Genomic DNA, 15,081 nt, shown 5'->3' with positions numbered 1-15,081 from the left:
CCATGGCCGACGGGGCCGGCCCGCTCGGATACCTCGGCGTCGACCGCTCCCTAAGCGGCCGGCGCTGGCGCGAGCGGCCGGCCGATCCCGATCTGGCCCGCCGGCACCAGCTGGCGCTGGGGCTGGCCGAACCCCTGGCCCGCGCCCTGGCCGCGCGCGGGATCGACGAGGCGGCGGCGGGCAGCTACCTCGCGCCGACGCTGAAGGCCCTGTTCCCCGATCCGTCCTGTTTCGCCGACATGGACAAGGCCGCGTCCATCCTGGTGGACGCCGTCGAGCGCGACCGCCGATGCGTGGTTTTCGCCGACTACGACGTCGACGGCGCCTCCAGCGCAGCCCAGCTCGTCCGCTGGTTCGCGGCCATGGGCAAGGCGCTGCCCATCTATGTTCCCGACCGGATCACCGAGGGCTACGGCCCCTCGCCGGCGGCGTTCCGGAGCCTTCGCGAACAGGGCGCCGAGCTCGTCGTCACGGTCGACTGCGGGGCCGCGGCGGTCGACGCCATCGCCTGCGCCGCCGAGATCGGGCTGGAGGTGGTGGTGATCGATCACCACCTGATGCGGGACGAGGTCCCCGTCTGCGCCGCGCTGGTCAATCCCAACCGCCCCGACTGCGGCTCGGGGCAGGGCGTCCTGGCCGCGGCGGGAGTGACCTTCGTCCTGCTGGCCGCCCTCAACCGCGAGGCGCGGCGGCGGGGCTTGTTCGACGGCCGCGCCGAACCCGACCTGCGCCAGTGGCTCGACCTGGCGGCCCTGGGCGCCGTTTGCGACGTGACGCAGCTCGTGGGCTTCAACAGGGCCCTGACGGCCCAGGGGCTGAAGGTGATGTCGGCCTGGGGCAATCCGGGCCTCAAGGCCCTCCTGGAGGCCGCAGGCGGCAAGGGGCCGGCCACCACCTTCCATGCCGGCTTCCTGCTGGGCCCCCGGATCAACGCCGGCGGGCGCATCGGCCGCTCCGACCTGGGCGCCCGGCTGCTGTCCACCGACGACCCGGACGAGGCGCGCAAGATCGCGCTCGAACTCGACGCCCTCAACGCCTCCCGCCGCGAGGTCGAGAACGAGGTGCTGGAGGCGGCCGCGCGGACCATCGAGCGGGAGAGCAACTTCGCCGATCAGCCCCTGCTGCTGGTCGCCGCCGACGACTGGCACCCCGGCGTCATCGGCATCGTGGCCGGCCGTCTGCGCGAACGCTATCGCAAGCCGGCCATCGTGGTCGGGATCGACCGGGCCGCCGATGTCGGGAAAGGGTCCGGCCGCTCGCAGCCGGGCGTGAACCTTGGCCGGGCCGTCCAGGCCGCCTACGACGCGGGCCTGCTGCTGTCCGGCGGCGGCCACGCCATGGCCGCGGGGCTTTCGGTCCGCCCCTCGGCCCTGCCGGAACTGCGCGAGTTCCTCTGCCAGGCGATCGCCGCCGAGGCCCAGGCCGCGGCCGAGGCCGACGCGCTCGAGATCGACGCCCTGGTGACGGCCGCCGGGGCTGATCGTGCGCTCTTCGAGTCGTTTCAGCAGCTGGCGCCGTTCGGACCGGGCAATCCGGAGCCGATGTTCGCCGCCGCCGACGTGCGAATCGAACGTCCGATGATGCTGAGGGGCGGCCATCTGAGGTGCACGATCACCGACCGTTCCGGCGGACGGCTCAAGGCCGTCGCCTGGCGCTGCGGCGAGACGGAGATCGGCCGCCGGCTGATGGAAGAGGGCGGCGCAGCCCATGTGGCCGGGCGTTTGAAGGCCGACGACTGGAACGGCCGGCAGGGCGTGGAGCTGGAGATCGAGGACGTCGCCGACCCCCGTCGCAAAAACGTCTAAGGGATGGGTTGCACGCCGTGGGGAAGGCGGATATAGAGCCGCCCTCCGCGCCGAGTGGTCCCTTCGTCTATCGGTTAGGACGCCAGGTTTTCAACCTGGAGAGAGGGGTTCGACTCCCCTAGGGACTGCCAGCGCGGAGCTTTCTCTTCCCTGAAAGAGCAGCTCCATTCGAGGCGTCGCGATGCGGCGCAACGACCTTCGCCTTTCGGCGTTGAACCTCCGCAATCGGAGGAGAGAGCCCTTGAACATCCGCCTCGTCAGCCTGACCGCCGCCGCCGTCGCGGCCCTGTCCCTGGCCGCCTGCACCAACCCCAATCCGGAGGAGACGGAGACCGCGGCGGAAATGCCCGACACCAGCTCCACCCAGACCCCCGCGCCCGACGCCGGCGCAACGGGCGTGGCCGGCGAAGGCGCGGCCATGGCGCCGACGACCGCCGATCCGGCCGCCACCGCCGACACGGCCCAGGACCTGCCCCCCGTCGACGTTCCCGAAGTCGAGAACTGAGCGGGCCGCCGCCGGGCGCCGCTTTCCGCGCCCGGCGCGAACCCGACCTGACCTCGTCCGCCACGATTCGGCCTCGCGCCCCCAATTGTCGCCGAATCGGGATTGACGGCTCTCGTCTCGCGAGAACAGTGTTATAGTTGGCCTATTCCCACAGGGATCAGGGGACCAGGCCAGAGGGGCGCATGTCTGGTTACGATTTCGAAGATGTCGGTTCGCACGACGCTGTGCGGATCAGCGGCCGCGTAAAATGGTTCGATGCGGGCAAGGGCTACGGCTTCGTGGTTCCTGACGACCCGAGCAAGACGGACCTGAAGGACGTGCTGCTGCACGTCACCTCCTTGCGGAACTCGGGCCGGGAGAGCGCCCTGGAGGGGGCGGTGATCATCTGCGACGCCATTCGCCGCCCCAAGGGCTGGCAGGTTTCGGAGGTTCACGAACTGGACGAGAGCGCCGCCCCGCCGGCGGGCGAGGTTCGCCGGGCGGCGCCGGGTCACGACCATGGCCGTCGCGACGGCCACGACCGCCTGGGCGGGCTGCACAGTCGGCCGCGGCGTCCGCCCCTGGCCGCCGGTCCGCTGGAGCGGGCCAAGGTGAAGTGGTTCAACCGCGCCAAGGGCTATGGCTTCGTCGTCCGCGAAACCCAGTCCGGCGACATCTTCGTGCACATCGAGACCCTGCGGCGGGCCGGAATCGAGGACCTGCAGCCGGGCGATGACGTGATGGTGAGGTTCGCCGAGGGGCCGAAAGGGCTTGTCGTCGCCGAGATCGAGTCGGTAGGTCTGGCCTGAGGGCCTCTAGACCGCCGGAGATCGTCCGCTTGTCCCAATCCGCTATCGACCGCCGCGCCCTCTTGGCGGGCCTGGCCGTGTTCGCCGCGCCGGGCCTTCCGCTGGCCGCCGCCGCCGCACTGGAGCCGCTGGAGATCGTCACGGCGAAGGGCCGGACGACGTTCATGGTGGAGATCGCCGACGACGACCGTGAGCGCGCGCAGGGCCTCATGTACCGCAGATCCCTGGCGGCCGATCGCGGCATGCTGTTCGACTTCAAGACCGAGCGGTCGGTCTCGTTCTGGATGCGCAACACCTACATCCCGCTGGACATGATCTTCATCCGCGCCGACGGCCGCATCCGCTCGATCGCGCGCAACACCACGCCGATGTCCGACCAGGGGGTGCCCTCCGGCGGGCCGGTCCGGGCCGTGCTGGAGATCCCCGGCGGCCGGGCGGCGGAACTCGGCGTCCTGCCGGGCGACCGCGTCGTCCACCGGATCTTCCCCCGTGGCTGACGACCTGCGCGACGCCGAAGGCGTGCCGCCGCCGCCGGCGGGTTTCGTCCGCTCCGAAGGACGGGGGAACTTCTCCAGCCACAACGGGCCCTACTTCCACAAGGCCGAGCAGGGCGAACTGACCGAGCACGCCTTCTTCGCCCTGCAGCGGCACGCCAACGGCCTGGGCCTCGTCCATGGCGGCATGCTGTCGAGCTTCCTGGACGGGCTGATGGGCGCCGCCGTCTTCCGCGCCGCCCGCCGGCCGGGCGTGACCATCCACCTGTCCGTCGACTTCCTGCACATGGCCCGGGTGGGGGAGTGGATCATGGGCGAGGCGAGGGTGACCCGGGCCACCAAGGACGTCGCCTTTGTCGAGGCGCGCGCCCATGTGGCCGGCCGCGACGTCGTCCGGGGCTCCGGCGTCTTCAAGCTGATGCACCGCCGCGGCGGCTGAGCGCAGAGGCCGTGGAGCGCCCCGGCCGCAGATTGCGGCGCAGGGCGCGGCGTGGCATGAGACGCTTCGCTGGCGTCCGTTCCGGGGCGTAGCGCAGCCTGGTAGCGCATCTGCTTTGGGAGCAGAGGGTCGCGTGTTCGAATCACGCCGCCCCGACCAGCCGCCGGCGGCCGTATCGAGATTGGGACACGCACATGCTCGCGCGCATCTTCCGCCCCGCCAAGAACGCCATGCAGTCGGGCCGCGCCAAGTCGCGCGACTGGGTTCTGGAATTCGAACCGGCCAGCGCGCGCCGGCCCGACGCCCTGATGGGCTGGACCCAGACCGACGACACCCGCGCGCAGGTGCGCATGTCCTTCGACTCCAAGGAAGAGGCCGTCGCCTACGCCGAACAGAACGGCATTCCCTTCGAGGTCTTCGACCCCAAGCCGGCCAAGCGGATCATCAAGGCCTACGCCGACAACTTCGCCTTCGGGCGCAAGATGCCCTGGACGCACTGAGCCCTGCGTCGACGGGCCAGGGCGCCCTTAGCTCAGCTGGATAGAGCATCCGCCTTCTAAGCGGACGGTCGCAGGTTCGAATCCTGCAGGGCGCGCCACCTTCCTCCGGCGGATCCGCCGGCCGCCTGATCTCGCCTCAGACGCGCGCGCAGACCCCCGCCACGAGGCGGTCGATCACCAGGTCGAGACGGGACAGCGCCGCCGCGTCCAGCTCCGCCCAGCCCAGGATCGAGAGCGAAACGTCGCGGCCGGCATGGAAGGCCAGAAGGCTTGAGATCAGCATGAGGGCTGCGGCCCGGTCGTCCGCCGTGGCGGCGTCGCGGTCCTGGGCGCCGGCGATCAGCCGGGCGACGAGGTCTGCGCCCGGCTTCCAGAGGCCCTCGTACAGCAGCCGGAAGGCCGGCCCCCGCTCGCGGATCTCGCGCTCGACGAAGGCGCCGCGGGCCTGCGCCTCGTCGGCGCCGGCGAAGACCCGCAGCAGCATGCGAAGCACCTGACGCAGACAGGCGCGGCAGTCCTCGGGCGAGGCGCCCGCCCTGACAGCCTGTTCGGCTTGGAAAGCGACCGGGCCGGCGTGTTCGTAATAGCGGGCGACGATGTCCTGGGCGCAGGCGCGATACAGCCCCTCCTTGCCGCCGAAGTGGTAGGCGATGACGGGGAGGGTGACGCCCGCCGCCTCGGCGATCTTTCGGGTCGTCGCACCGGCGTAGCCGCGGGCACCGAACTCCGAGAGCGCCGCGGCGATCACGGCGGCGCGGGTCTCCTCACCCTTGGCGTAGCCGGCCCGCCGGGGCGGCGCCTCGATGGCGTGCGCCTCAGCCATGGGCGCCGCGATAGGTGGCGGCGTCGGAGACGAAGTCGGCGTGACCGTAGCGGGCGAGGAGGCCATGCAGCTTCTTCACCAGCCGGCGGTCGGCCGCCTCCCGAACCACGGGGATCGACCTGAGGGTCTTGTAGAAGCGCAGCTGCGAGAAGATGCGCACGGCGGCCACCAGGGCCAGCTGACGGTCGGCGAGCGTATAGGGCACGCCCATCCGGGCGGCGCGACGGACGTCCCCGCGCAGGAAGTGCCGGATGAAGAAGGCCTTGGAAAAGCTCCGCTCCAGCTGGCGGTCCACCTGGCCGGCGAGGGACGCCTCGTGGGACAGCTCCGTCGTCATGGTGCCGCGCACCAGGGCGCCGCAGACCTCGTCGTCGAAGGCGCTGCGCAGGGTGGCCTGGCGGGCCAGCATCAGGCGGGCGATCTCCTGCGGCGTCTCGCCCAGAAGTTCCTCCGGCAGGCCCAGCAGGAAGCAGCGATAGCGGGCGATCTCGATGCGGGCCCGCTCGTCGGCGGTGAAGTCGCGGCCCTCGCGCAGGCACTGAAAGGCTATGAGGAAGGAGCTGATCTGGCCCGCCGGCATCTGGTCCACCTGGGGGATCGGCACGCCGTAGACCCTGCTGTCCCAGAGGCCCGGCTTCTGCATGACGTTGAAGCGGACCATGGCGTGCATCAGACGCACCATGGCCGCCGCCTTGAAGGCCGGGCCGAAGCGCTCCAGCGCGCCGGGGATGACGGTGAGGGTGAAGAAGGTCGCCGTCTCGTGCACCCGCTTGGCCGCCAGCCTGTCCGACAGCGAGCCGGTCAGCGCCATGGGCAGGGCCGAGTACTTGTTCATGAAGGTGGCGAGGAAGGCCCCGCGGATCGCGAACGGCACGAGGTGGGCGTAGGAGTTCCGCTCCAGCCGCGCCCCCTCGTTGACGAGGTCCATGTCGAGCCAGTTCGGCCGACGTTCCATGTCGGCGATCAGGGCGGCCAGTTCTGGGGGCGCGTCGGCGACCGCCTCCACCCCCCGTTCGCAGGCCAGGGTCAGCATGTCGATCAGGCGGCGGAAGCCGAAGGCCGGGATGAGGGCCGCATAGGCGTCGGCCGCGGCGTCTCCCATCAGGGTGTAGGCGGCCATGGTCTCCAGCAGGTCCGGATCGGCCAGGATGTCGGGGACGAGGCTTTCGAAGCCGTCGACGGCCTCACCGTCGGGCGCGGTCGTGAATCGCTCCGGCATCCGGGAGAAGTCGATCCCGCCATAGATGGCCGGCGTCTCTGCGGCCTGGGCCTCGACACGGCGCCAGAGTTCCGAACGACTGCGCTGCATCTCCATGGGCGGGCTCCTCGACAGGCTCTCGCAGAGATATCTATCGATTGATAGGATTCAAGGTCGTCACCTTGCCGCAGCATGTCGCGCGCCCGGCGAGGAGGGGGCCGACAAACGGCGTTCCGCCTTGGGAACGTCAACAGGCGGTCACCGTTTACTGCGCTACTCCGCCCCGGATGCGGGCGGGCGTAGGAGTGAGCGTATGGCGTGGTTTGTGGCGCCTGGGCCGGATTCGGCCCTCGACAATGTGGTGGCGGTTCGTCCTGTGGACGGCGGGTGGAGCGTCATCTCCTGTCTCTCGGACCAACCCCTGATGTTCGTGTCCGGCGCGGCCGCCGAGGCGAAGGCCCGCAGCCTGGCCCAGGTGATCGCCCGCGCGGGCGGGGACGCCCTGGTGGTCATCCATGACCGCCGCGACGTGATGGTGGGGACGTTCCGGTACTTCGCCGAAGACTCGCCGGCGGCGGAGGTCACCGCGCCGCGAGCGGCGACCGATCGGATCGCAGCCGAATGACCGTCTCGGCGCGCCCGGGCATCTCCCTCAGGATGTGCCGGGTGAGGCGTTCGTAGAGCTGTACGAACCGCGCCACCTCGGCGTCGGACATGGTCCGGCCGGGATCCTGTCCGGCCGCCTGCCGCCGGGCGCGCAGCTTCCGCTCCTGCTCCTGCCGCCATCCGGCCACCACCTCGAAGTCCGGCGGCGCCAGAAGCGCGAGGTGGTCGATCCGGGCGAACAGGCTCTGGTAGGCGCCGGCGAGGGCCTCGTTGACATAGCTGCGCCACACCCCGTCCGGATCCTCTTCCGCCTCCCGCCTGTTGATCGGGGTCGCCAGTTCGGCGTCGGCCTGGGGCCGGGCGCCGACGCACCAGCCTTCGAAAATGGTGACCTGCGGAGGATCTCGCACGATCGGCCAGGTCGAGGCCGGCCGCCGATCGTCGGCGGCCTTGTCGAAACGGGGAAGGGCGGTGGGGCCGGAGCCGGCGAGGCCGTCCAGGACCTGCAGGCCAAGAGCCACGTCGTGCGTTCCCGGCGGCCCCCGGACGGCCAGGAGCGGATGGACGTCCGCGGCCAGGGCGAGACGCGCCGTCCGCGACAGATAGAGGTCGTCGATCGACAGCCATGCGCAGCTCAGGCCCTGGGATTCCAGCGCCCGGGCCAGGGCGAGGGTCATGGTCGACTTACCCGAGGCCTGCGGGCCGCAGAGACCGAGAACGAAGGACGAGGGCTTGGCTCGGGCCTCGGCTGCGACTCGCTCGGCCAGCGGCAGGACGACCCCCTCCACCGTCGCCAGATAGGACCCCGGAAGCGCCTGCTCGGCCAGGAAGGCGTCGATCCAGGCCGGCGCCACGGCTTCAGCCCCTGCGGGCCGCCGCAAGGCCGCGCTCGAGATCGGCGATGAGGTCGCCGACATTCTCCAGCCCGATGTGCAGTCGGATCAGGGCGCCGCCATATTCGGGCGGCGTGGCGCGCACCTTCAGCTGCGGGTCACAGTCGATCGCCAGGCTTTCGAAGCCGCCCCACGAGAAGCCGAGGCCGAAGACTTGAAGCGCATCGAGAAACGCCGCCGCGCTGAGCTCCGGCGCGAGGACGAAGGCGAAGAGCCCGCAGGTTCCGGCGTAGTCCCGCGCCCAGAGGTCGTGCCCCGGGGCTCCGGGGAGGGCGGGATGGAGCACCTGCGAAACCTCCGGCCGGGTCTGCAGCCAGCGCGCCGCCTCCAGGCCCGAGGCGCCGTGACGGGCGAGGCGCACCGCCAGCGTCCGCAGGCCCCGCAGCATCAGATAGGCGTCGTCGGGTGCGACCGCCCAGCCGAGATCGAGCACGCCGTCCGAAAGGGCCCGCGCCACCTGCGGATCGCGGGCCGCGGCCGACCCCATGAAGACGTCGGAATGGCCGCCCACATACTTGGTGAGCGCCTGGACGCTGATGTCGACGCCGTGGTCCAGCGGCTTGAAGAGATGGCCCGCCGCCCAGGTGTTGTCGATGAGGGTGAAGGCGCCGTGCGCCCGCGCCATCCGAGCGATGGCGGGGACATCCTGCATCTCGAAGCTCAGGGAACCCGGAGATTCGAGGACGATCAGCCGCGTGGCCGGGGTGCAAAGTCTCCCCACCTCGTCGGCGTCGAGGCCGGGATCGTAGTAGCGCACCGCGACCCCGAAGCGCCGCAGCACCCGGTCGCAGAAGCGCCGCGTCGGCTTGTAGACGGTGTCGACCACCAGAACCTCGTCGCCGGCCTTCAGCACCGCGAGCATGGCCCCGGTCAGCGCGGCGAGTCCGGAGGGGTAGAGGGCGACTTCGCGCGCATTCTCCAGTTCAGCCAGGGCCGAGGCGAGCGCCGCCTGGGCCGCCAGGCCCTGCCGGCCATAGGTCTGGTGGTGGGCGTCGTCGTACAGCGCCGCCGCATCAGGCAGCAGGACGGTGGAGCCGCGCTGAATGGGCGGGCCCACGGTGCGGGCGAGCGGCTCTGCGGCCTGGCCCATGTGGATCAGGCGGGTTTCTTCGGTCATGCGGGTTGACGGGGGGCGAACATCAGGGGCGTAACTTTGGCCTACTAGACCCCCCAAGGCCCAACCGATCAAGGAGTCCCCCATGATCCGACGCCTCGCGGCGTCCGCCGTTCTGTCCCTGGCGCTGGCCGCCTGCGGCCGGGAGGCGGCCGAGGCGCCGGAGCCCGAACCGGCGGAGCCGGTCGAGCAGGTGGCCGTGGCGCGCGACTTCGCGCCGACCGAGAGCCCGACGCTCGAGGCCGTGCGGCGGCGTGGCCATGTGCGCTGCGGCGTGCATTCGGGGCTGGCGGGCTTTGCGGTTCAGGACGTGCGCGGCGCCTGGCGTGGCTTCGACGTGGATATCTGCCGGGCTGTGGCTGCGGCCGTGCTGGGGGACGCCGACGCCGTCCGGTTCCGCCCGGTGTCGGCGCAGAATCGTTTCGCCGAACTTCAGGAAGGCCGCATCGACCTCCTGTCGCGAAACACCTCCTGGACGCTCTCGCGGGACGCAGGGCTGGGCATCGATTTCGCCGGCGTCACCTATTATGACGGCCAGGGCTTCCTCGCCCCACGCTCGCTGAACCTGACCAGCGCCGACGAGCTCAACGGCGCGCGCATCTGCGTCCAGGCCGGGACGGTGGCCGAGGTCAACCTCGCCGACTACTTCCGTGCGCGCGGGCTGGAATACACGCCCGTCGTGGTGGACAGCGAAGCCGAGGCCCGCTCGGCCTACGAGGCGGAGGCGTGCGACGTCTTCTCCGCCGACGTCTCCGCCCTGGCCTCGGCGCGTTCGATCACCAACAATCCCAACGCCCACGTCATCCTGCCGACGGTGATCTCCAAGGAGCCCCTCGGCCCGGCCGTCCGGCAGGACGACCCGGCCTGGACCGACATCGTCAGATGGACCATCAACGCCTTGATTTTGGCCGAGGAACTGGGCGTGAATTCAACGACCGTGGAAAGCTCTCGCGAGACGGCCTCCGATCCGGAGACTCGACGACTGCTGGGCGTGGACGGCGAACTGGGGGCCTTGCTCGGGCTCGAGCCGGACTGGGCGTTTCAGGCGATCTCCCAGGTGGGCGCCTACAACGAGGTCTTCCGCCGCAACCTCGGCGCGGACTCAGGACTGAAGCTGGAGCGGGGTCTCAATGCGCTCTGGAACGCGCCTGATCCCGGCCTGCTCTACGCGCCGCCCGCGCGCTAGAGGCGCAGCATCATGGCGCAGCGGCGCGCCGGATCGAGCCCGCGTCCGGTCTCACGGTCCAGATAGGCGATCAGCCACTCAGGAGCGTCCGGGCGCTCGACGATCGCGAAGCCGGCCGAAGCGTAGAAGGGCGCGTTCCACGGGACGTCGCGGAATGTGGTCAGGCTCAGCCCGCCGAACCCGCGCCGCCGGGCTTCGGCGATCGCGAAGCTGAGAAGCGCCCGTCCGACGCCGCGGCCTTGCTCTTCGCGCCGCACGTCGAATTCCAGGATGTGCAGACTGTCGGGCTCCTGGCGCGCGGCGAGGAACGCTGCGGGCCGGCCGCCGGTCTCCGCCACCCAGACCAGGCCATCGGCGACGATGGGCCGCCAGATGTCGGGCGGGGTGAACTCGATGGGGTCGTCGGCCGCCTCGCCGGGGAAGATCTCGATCCCCGCGTCGCGGAAGAGCGAGGCGGCCGATATCTCGATCTCGGAGAGATGGGCCACGTCCTGGGGGCCGGCCAGCCGGATGAGCGGCGGACTCACGGGCCTTGCACGACGGGCGTGTCGGTCCGTCCGCCCCACTCGCTCCAGGAACCGTCGTAGATCGCCACGTCGTGGCGGCCGAGCACGGCCAAGCCGAGGGTCAAGACCGCGGCCGTCACGCCCGAGCCGCAGGTGGCGACGATCGGCGCCTCAAGCGAGACGCCGGCGCGTTCGAAGGCGGCCCGAAGCTCGTCCGGCGGACGCATCCTGCCGTCGCTGACCACCTCGCTCCAGGCCAGGTTCAGAGCTCCGGGCATGTGGCCGCGGCGAAGGCCTTCGCGCGGCTCGGCCGCCTCGCCCCGGAACCGCGGCCCGGGCCGGGCGTCGAGCACCTGGGCCGTCCGCCCCTGCAGGCTGCCGCGGACCTGTTCGAGATCGCGCACCAGATGGGCGTGGAAGACCCCGGCGGCGTCGGCCGCGGCAGGACGCGGCGCGGGATCGCCGGTCTCCAGCGGACGCCCGGCGGCGCGCCAGGCCGGCAGGCCCCCGTCAAGGACGGCCACGTTCGGATAACCCATCACCCGCAGCGTCCACCACACGCGGGGCGCGGAGAAGACGCCCTGTCCGTCATAGACGACGATGACGCTGGCCGGGGAAAGCCCCAGCCCCGCCGCGGCCTCTGCGAAGGCGTCCGGCCGGGGCAGCATGTGGGGCAGGTCGCTCGTGCGATCGGCGATCTCGTCGATGTCGAAGAAGACCGCTCCGGGGATATGCCCCTTCCGGAACTCCTTGAGGCCGGGCCGATTCTCCGCGGGCATGTGCCAGGTGGCGTCGACCACGCGCACGTCCGGATCGTCCAGGCGGGCGGCGAGCCAGTCGACGTCGACGAGAGGGCCCGGAAGCATGGTCAGAGCCAGGGCGGGGCCGGCAGACCCTTCTCTGCGAGAAAGGTCGGATTGAAGATCTTGCTCTGGTAGCGCGCGCCCTGGTCGCAGAGGATCGTCACGATGGTGTGGCCGGGTCCGAGATCGCGGGCCAGGCGGATCGCCCCGGCGACGTTGACCCCGGTGGAGCCGCCCATGACCAAGCCCTCGTGCTCGACCATGTCGTAGATGGCCTGCAGCATCTCCTCGTCGGAAATGCGATAGGCCCTGTCGACCTTCAGGCCCTCCAGGTTGGCGGTGATCCGCCCCTGGCCGATGCCCTCGCTGATCGAGCCACCCTCGGACTTCAGCTCGCCCTCGGTGTAGTAGCTGTAGAGGGCCGCGCCGTAGGGATCGGCCAGGCCGATCGTGACGTCGGGCCTGTGCGCCCGCAGCGCCTCGGCGACGCCGGCCAGCGTCCCGCCGGACCCCACGGCGCAGATGAAGCCGTCGATTCCGCCCTGCGTCTGACGCCAGATCTCAGGTCCCGTCGTCTCCACGTGCGCCTGCCTGTTGGCGACATTGTCGAACTGATTGGCCCAGATGGCGCCGTTCGGGTCGCTCTGCGCCAGTTCCTCGGCCAGACGCCCGGAGTAGCGGACGTAGTTGTCGGGGTTCGAATAGGGGACGGCGTCCACCTCGACCAGTTCAGCGCCATAGAGCCGGATGGCGTCCTTCTTCTCCTGGCTCTGGGTGCGCGGGATGACGATGGTCGAGCGATAGCCCAGCGCCTTGCCCACCATGGCCAGACCGATGCCGGTGTTTCCCGCCGTGCCCTCCACGATGCGGCCGCCCGGCTTCAGCAGGCCCCGCCGCTCGGCGTCGCGGACGATGAAGAGGGCGGCGCGGTCCTTGACCGACTGGCCCGGGTTCATGAACTCCGCCTTGCCCAGGATTTCACAGCCGGTGAGTTCGCTGGCGCGGTTGAGGCGGATGAGCGGCGTGTTGCCGATGGCGTCGAGGACGCTGCGTGCGATCGTCATGGGGCGCTACTTAAGCGCAGGCTCGCCCCGCGAACAGAGGGCGCGCGTGCAGGAAACCTCAAGGCCGGGTCAAGCCGAGCTGAACGACATTGGTCCGCTCCGTCCGGAAACCCGCCTCGCAATAGGCGAGATAGAAGCTCCACAGGCGGCGGAAACGCTCGTCGAAGCCGAGCGACCGTATGTCGTCCCAGGCGGCTTCGAACCGCCGCGTCCACTCGGCGAGCGTATCGGCATAGTGTTGGCCGAACCGCTTGATTCCGCTCCAGGCGAGACCCGCGGCGCCGGTCTCGGCCTTCAGCCGCGCTTCGCTGATCAGCATGCCGCCGGGAAAGATGTAGCGCTGGATGAAGTCGGCCCGGCGGCGATAGTCGTCGAACAGCTCGTCCTGGATCGTGATGATCTGCAGGCTGGCGCGGCCGCCGGGATTGAGGACCTCGGCGATCTTGCCGAAATAGGCGGGCCAGTACTTCTCGCCGACGGCCTCGAACATCTCGATGGAGGCCACGCGGTCGAAGCGTCCCTCGACGTCGCGGTAGTCCACCATGCGGATCTGCGCCCGGTCGGCCAGTCCCTGGTCGAAAATGCGCCTGGCGGCGAAGTCGTACTGCTCCTGGGAGATGGTGATGGCCGTCACCTTGGCGCCCACTTCGCGGGCGGCGAACTCGGCAAAGCCGCCCCAGCCGCAGCCGATCTCAAGCACGCTGTGGTCGCGATCCAGCTCCATCTGGCAGGCCAGCGACCGGTACTTGTTCCGCTGGGCCTCGGCCAGCGGCTGCCCCGGCGCCTCGTACAGGGCGGCGGAGTAGGTCATGGTCGGGTCGAGCCAGCGCGAATAGAAGGCGTTGCCCAGGTCGTAGTGGGCATGGATGTTGCGCCGGGCGCCGGCCCGCGTGTTGGGCCGGAACAGATGGACGAGCCGGTTGAACGCCCCCATGACCCGATTGCCCAGGACGATCCGCGCCAGCCGGTCGAAGTTCAGGCTGAAGACGCAGAGCAGGGCGGCGAGATCGGGCGTCTCCCATTCGCCGGCCATATAGCCCTCGGCGAATCCAATATCGCCGGCGGCCAGCACCCGGTTCATGAACCGGAAGTCGCGGACCATCAGGCGGGCTTCCGGCCCCCTCTCGGCGCCCTCGAGCCGGAGTTCGCGCCCGGAGGGCAGGACGAAGGTGAGGGTTCCGACGCCCCAGTTGCGGGCCAGGATGCGCAGGGCGCTGCGGAAGGCGGCCGGGGCGCCGAGCAGTTCCGGGGCCTGGTGGAAGGCCCGCCGCGAAGCCGCCAGTTCCGCCAGCGAAGACGAGTCGTGGGCGATGGTCATGGTCGCTTCCCCCTCGTTTGGTAAGGACACTAGCACGGATCGGCGAGGAGGTGACCCGCGACCCAGGCCAGGGGTACGGCTCGGGACCCCAAGCGGACGCATCCCCGGGCGGGGGAATTCAGGCTTGTTTCGCGGTCAGGCGGGCGCCACTTAGGCCCGATCCGCGACTCCGAGGGATCGTTTCATGGCCGGGCTCACACTTCAGAAGTGGAACATCACGTTCGGCGGCGACGCGCCGCTCGTGGTCATCGCCGGGCTGAACGTGCTGGAGGACCTGGAGCTGGCCCGCGACGCCGCGCGCCACCTGAAGGCCGTGACCGCCGATCTTGGGCTGCCCTATGTCTTCAAGGCGAGCTTCGACAAGGCCAACCGCTCCTCGATCCGCAGCTATCGCGGCCCGGGCCTGGAGGAGGGGCTGAAGATCCTCCGCCAGATCAAGGACGAGTTCGACGTTCCGATCTGCACGGACCTGCATGAGATCGCCCAGGCCGAGCCCGTGGCCGCCGTGGCCGACCTCGTGCAGATCCCCGCCTTCCTGTGCCGGCAGACCGATCTCGTCGTCGCCACGGCCGAGGCCACCAAGGCCGCCGGCGGCCTGCTGCACGTCAAGAAGGGCCAGTTCCTGGCCCCCTGGGACAGCCGCAACATCCTCGACAAGATCAAGGAGGTCGTCGGCGTCGACATGACCATCATGTGCGAGCGCGGCGTCAGCTTCGGCTACAACAACCTCGTGGTCGACATGCTGGGCATCGGCGAGATGCAGAACCTCGGCGTCCCGGTGACGATCGACGCCACCCATGCCGTGCAGCTTCCGGGGGCCAATCCGAGGTCGAACGGCGCCTCCACCGGAGGCCGCCGCGAGGGCGTGCCGGTCATCGCCAAGGCGGCGGTGGCCGCCGGCGCTGACGGCGTCTTTCTGGAGTTCCATCACGATCCGGACCGCGCGCTGTGCGACGGGCCGAGCTGCCTGCCGCTGACTTCGGCCGAGGGCCTCCTGCGGACGCTCAAGGCGGTTCACGAAGCCGTCCGGGCCTGAGCC

Annotated in this window: 17 protein-coding genes and 3 tRNA genes; 12 read left to right on the top strand and 8 right to left on the bottom strand. The window is 70.5% G+C overall.

The genetic code is table 11. The features are described 5' to 3' along the window. Positions 1-2: 2 nt before the first annotated feature. The 9 genes from recJ (at position 3) to H2041_RS03745 (ending at position 4,629) form a co-directional block, all read left to right on the top strand. On the top strand, positions 3-1,805 hold the full coding sequence (gene recJ / locus H2041_RS03785) for a single-stranded-DNA-specific exonuclease RecJ (RefSeq protein ID WP_293409624.1): 1,803 nt from the start codon (positions 3-5) through the stop codon (positions 1,803-1,805). Between the two features lie 56 nt (positions 1,806-1,861). Next, positions 1,862-1,936 (top strand) — tRNA-Glu (locus tag H2041_RS03780). A gap of 110 nt (positions 1,937-2,046) precedes the next feature. Next, entirely contained in the window at positions 2,047-2,310 is a 264-nt protein-coding gene (locus H2041_RS03775) for a hypothetical protein (protein ID WP_293409621.1), read from the top strand. Between the two features lie 182 nt (positions 2,311-2,492). Next, entirely contained in the window at positions 2,493-3,098 is a 606-nt protein-coding gene (locus tag H2041_RS03770; protein ID WP_293409618.1) for a cold-shock protein, read from the top strand. Between the two features lie 29 nt (positions 3,099-3,127). Next, positions 3,128-3,595: a DUF192 domain-containing protein gene (locus H2041_RS03765; protein WP_293409616.1), complete on the top strand. Its 468-nt coding sequence runs from the start codon at positions 3,128-3,130 to the stop codon at positions 3,593-3,595. Next, complete coding sequence (locus tag H2041_RS03760) at positions 3,588-4,031, top strand: PaaI family thioesterase (protein WP_293409614.1); 444 nt, start codon at positions 3,588-3,590, stop codon at positions 4,029-4,031. Before H2041_RS03765 ends, H2041_RS03760 begins: the two co-directional genes overlap by 8 nt. A gap of 82 nt (positions 4,032-4,113) precedes the next feature. Beyond that, a tRNA-Pro gene (locus H2041_RS03755) sits at positions 4,114-4,190 on the top strand. Between the two features lie 35 nt (positions 4,191-4,225). After that, on the top strand, positions 4,226-4,531 hold the full coding sequence (locus H2041_RS03750) for an ETC complex I subunit (protein ID WP_293409612.1): 306 nt from the start codon (positions 4,226-4,228) through the stop codon (positions 4,529-4,531). Positions 4,532-4,552: 21 nt separating this feature from the next. Then, positions 4,553-4,629 (top strand) — tRNA-Arg (locus H2041_RS03745). 38 nt (positions 4,630-4,667) lie between these two features. Here the strand turns inward: H2041_RS03745 and H2041_RS03740 are convergent. Next, positions 4,668-5,354 carry a CerR family C-terminal domain-containing protein gene (locus H2041_RS03740; RefSeq protein ID WP_293409610.1) on the bottom strand — a complete coding sequence of 229 codons (687 nt, stop codon included), beginning with the start codon at positions 5,352-5,354 and terminating at the stop codon, positions 4,668-4,670. After that, the gene (locus H2041_RS03735; RefSeq protein ID WP_293409608.1) at positions 5,347-6,669 is read right to left on the bottom strand and encodes an oxygenase MpaB family protein; all 1,323 of its coding nucleotides are present in this window, start codon (positions 6,667-6,669) and stop codon (positions 5,347-5,349) included. The genes H2041_RS03740 and H2041_RS03735 overlap by 8 nt, the downstream gene beginning before the upstream one ends. Positions 6,670-6,865: 196 nt before the next feature. On the opposite strand from H2041_RS03735, the gene H2041_RS03730 reads away from it, so the two are divergent. Further along, a complete protein-coding gene (locus H2041_RS03730; protein ID WP_293409606.1) occupies positions 6,866-7,177 on the top strand; it encodes a hypothetical protein in 312 nt (103 codons plus the stop codon). On the opposite strand, the gene H2041_RS03725 is transcribed toward H2041_RS03730, so the two are convergent. Together H2041_RS03725 and metC are read right to left on the bottom strand one after the other, a co-directional pair. Beyond that, a complete protein-coding gene (locus H2041_RS03725) occupies positions 7,134-8,039 on the bottom strand; it encodes a kinase (RefSeq protein WP_293409603.1) in 906 nt (301 codons plus the stop codon). The genes H2041_RS03730 and H2041_RS03725 overlap by 44 nt on opposite strands. Then, positions 8,017-9,168, bottom strand: coding sequence for a cystathionine beta-lyase (gene metC / locus H2041_RS03720; RefSeq protein ID WP_293409601.1), 1,152 nt, complete (start codon positions 9,166-9,168; stop codon positions 8,017-8,019). The genes H2041_RS03725 and metC overlap by 23 nt, the downstream gene beginning before the upstream one ends. A gap of 82 nt (positions 9,169-9,250) precedes the next feature. On the opposite strand from metC, the gene H2041_RS03715 reads away from it, so the two are divergent. Continuing rightward, the gene (locus tag H2041_RS03715; protein ID WP_293409599.1) at positions 9,251-10,351 is read left to right on the top strand and encodes an amino acid ABC transporter substrate-binding protein; all 1,101 of its coding nucleotides are present in this window, start codon (positions 9,251-9,253) and stop codon (positions 10,349-10,351) included. Here H2041_RS03715 and H2041_RS03710 read toward each other — a convergent pair. Genes H2041_RS03710 through H2041_RS03695 form a run of 4 tightly spaced genes read right to left on the bottom strand, consistent with a single transcriptional unit; the run spans position 10,348 to position 14,042 of the window. Beyond that, complete coding sequence (locus H2041_RS03710) at positions 10,348-10,878, bottom strand: GNAT family N-acetyltransferase (protein WP_293409597.1); 531 nt, start codon at positions 10,876-10,878, stop codon at positions 10,348-10,350. The genes H2041_RS03715 and H2041_RS03710 overlap by 4 nt on opposite strands. Continuing rightward, entirely contained in the window at positions 10,875-11,723 is an 849-nt protein-coding gene (gene sseA / locus H2041_RS03705; RefSeq protein ID WP_293409595.1) for a 3-mercaptopyruvate sulfurtransferase, read from the bottom strand. Before sseA ends, H2041_RS03710 begins: the two co-directional genes overlap by 4 nt. A 2-nt stretch (positions 11,724-11,725) precedes the next feature. Then, positions 11,726-12,724: a cysteine synthase A gene (locus H2041_RS03700; RefSeq protein WP_293409593.1), complete on the bottom strand. Its 999-nt coding sequence runs from the start codon at positions 12,722-12,724 to the stop codon at positions 11,726-11,728. A 58-nt stretch (positions 12,725-12,782) separates the two neighbouring features. Continuing rightward, positions 12,783-14,042: a cyclopropane-fatty-acyl-phospholipid synthase family protein gene (locus H2041_RS03695; RefSeq protein WP_293409591.1), complete on the bottom strand. Its 1,260-nt coding sequence runs from the start codon at positions 14,040-14,042 to the stop codon at positions 12,783-12,785. A 184-nt stretch (positions 14,043-14,226) separates the two neighbouring features. On the opposite strand from H2041_RS03695, the gene kdsA reads away from it, so the two are divergent. Then, positions 14,227-15,078 carry a 3-deoxy-8-phosphooctulonate synthase gene (gene kdsA / locus H2041_RS03690; protein ID WP_293409589.1) on the top strand — a complete coding sequence of 284 codons (852 nt, stop codon included), beginning with the start codon at positions 14,227-14,229 and terminating at the stop codon, positions 15,076-15,078. Positions 15,079-15,081: the final 3 nt, after the last annotated feature.

Source organism: Phenylobacterium sp. (assembly GCF_013911965.1).
Classification (GTDB): Bacteria; Pseudomonadota; Alphaproteobacteria; order Caulobacterales; family Caulobacteraceae; genus Phenylobacterium.
Note: the sequence above shows the minus strand (reverse complement) of the source record. Positions and strands in the feature narration are given on the sequence as shown.

Bases quoted from the DNA above. Each gene is read 5' to 3' on its own strand.
- sseA (WP_293409595.1), bottom strand. From the start codon at position 11,723: ATGCTTCCGGGCCCTCTCGTCGACGTCGACTGGCTCGCCGCCCGCCTG.
- H2041_RS03770 (WP_293409618.1), top strand. From the start codon at position 2,493: ATGTCTGGTTACGATTTCGAAGATGTCGGTTCGCACGACGCTGTGCGG.
- H2041_RS03715 (WP_293409599.1), top strand. From the start codon at position 9,251: ATGATCCGACGCCTCGCGGCGTCCGCCGTTCTGTCCCTGGCGCTGGCC.
- H2041_RS03695 (WP_293409591.1), bottom strand. From the start codon at position 14,042: ATGACCATCGCCCACGACTCGTCTTCGCTGGCGGAACTGGCGGCTTCG.
- H2041_RS03700 (WP_293409593.1), bottom strand. From the start codon at position 12,724: ATGACGATCGCACGCAGCGTCCTCGACGCCATCGGCAACACGCCGCTC.
- recJ (WP_293409624.1), top strand. From the start codon at position 3: ATGGCCGACGGGGCCGGCCCGCTCGGATACCTCGGCGTCGACCGCTCC.
- H2041_RS03730 (WP_293409606.1), top strand. From the start codon at position 6,866: ATGGCGTGGTTTGTGGCGCCTGGGCCGGATTCGGCCCTCGACAATGTG.
- metC (WP_293409601.1), bottom strand. From the start codon at position 9,168: ATGACCGAAGAAACCCGCCTGATCCACATGGGCCAGGCCGCAGAGCCG.
- H2041_RS03750 (WP_293409612.1), top strand. From the start codon at position 4,226: ATGCTCGCGCGCATCTTCCGCCCCGCCAAGAACGCCATGCAGTCGGGC.
- H2041_RS03735 (WP_293409608.1), bottom strand. From the start codon at position 6,669: ATGGAGATGCAGCGCAGTCGTTCGGAACTCTGGCGCCGTGTCGAGGCC.
- kdsA (WP_293409589.1), top strand. From the start codon at position 14,227: ATGGCCGGGCTCACACTTCAGAAGTGGAACATCACGTTCGGCGGCGAC.
- H2041_RS03740 (WP_293409610.1), bottom strand. From the start codon at position 5,354: ATGGCTGAGGCGCACGCCATCGAGGCGCCGCCCCGGCGGGCCGGCTAC.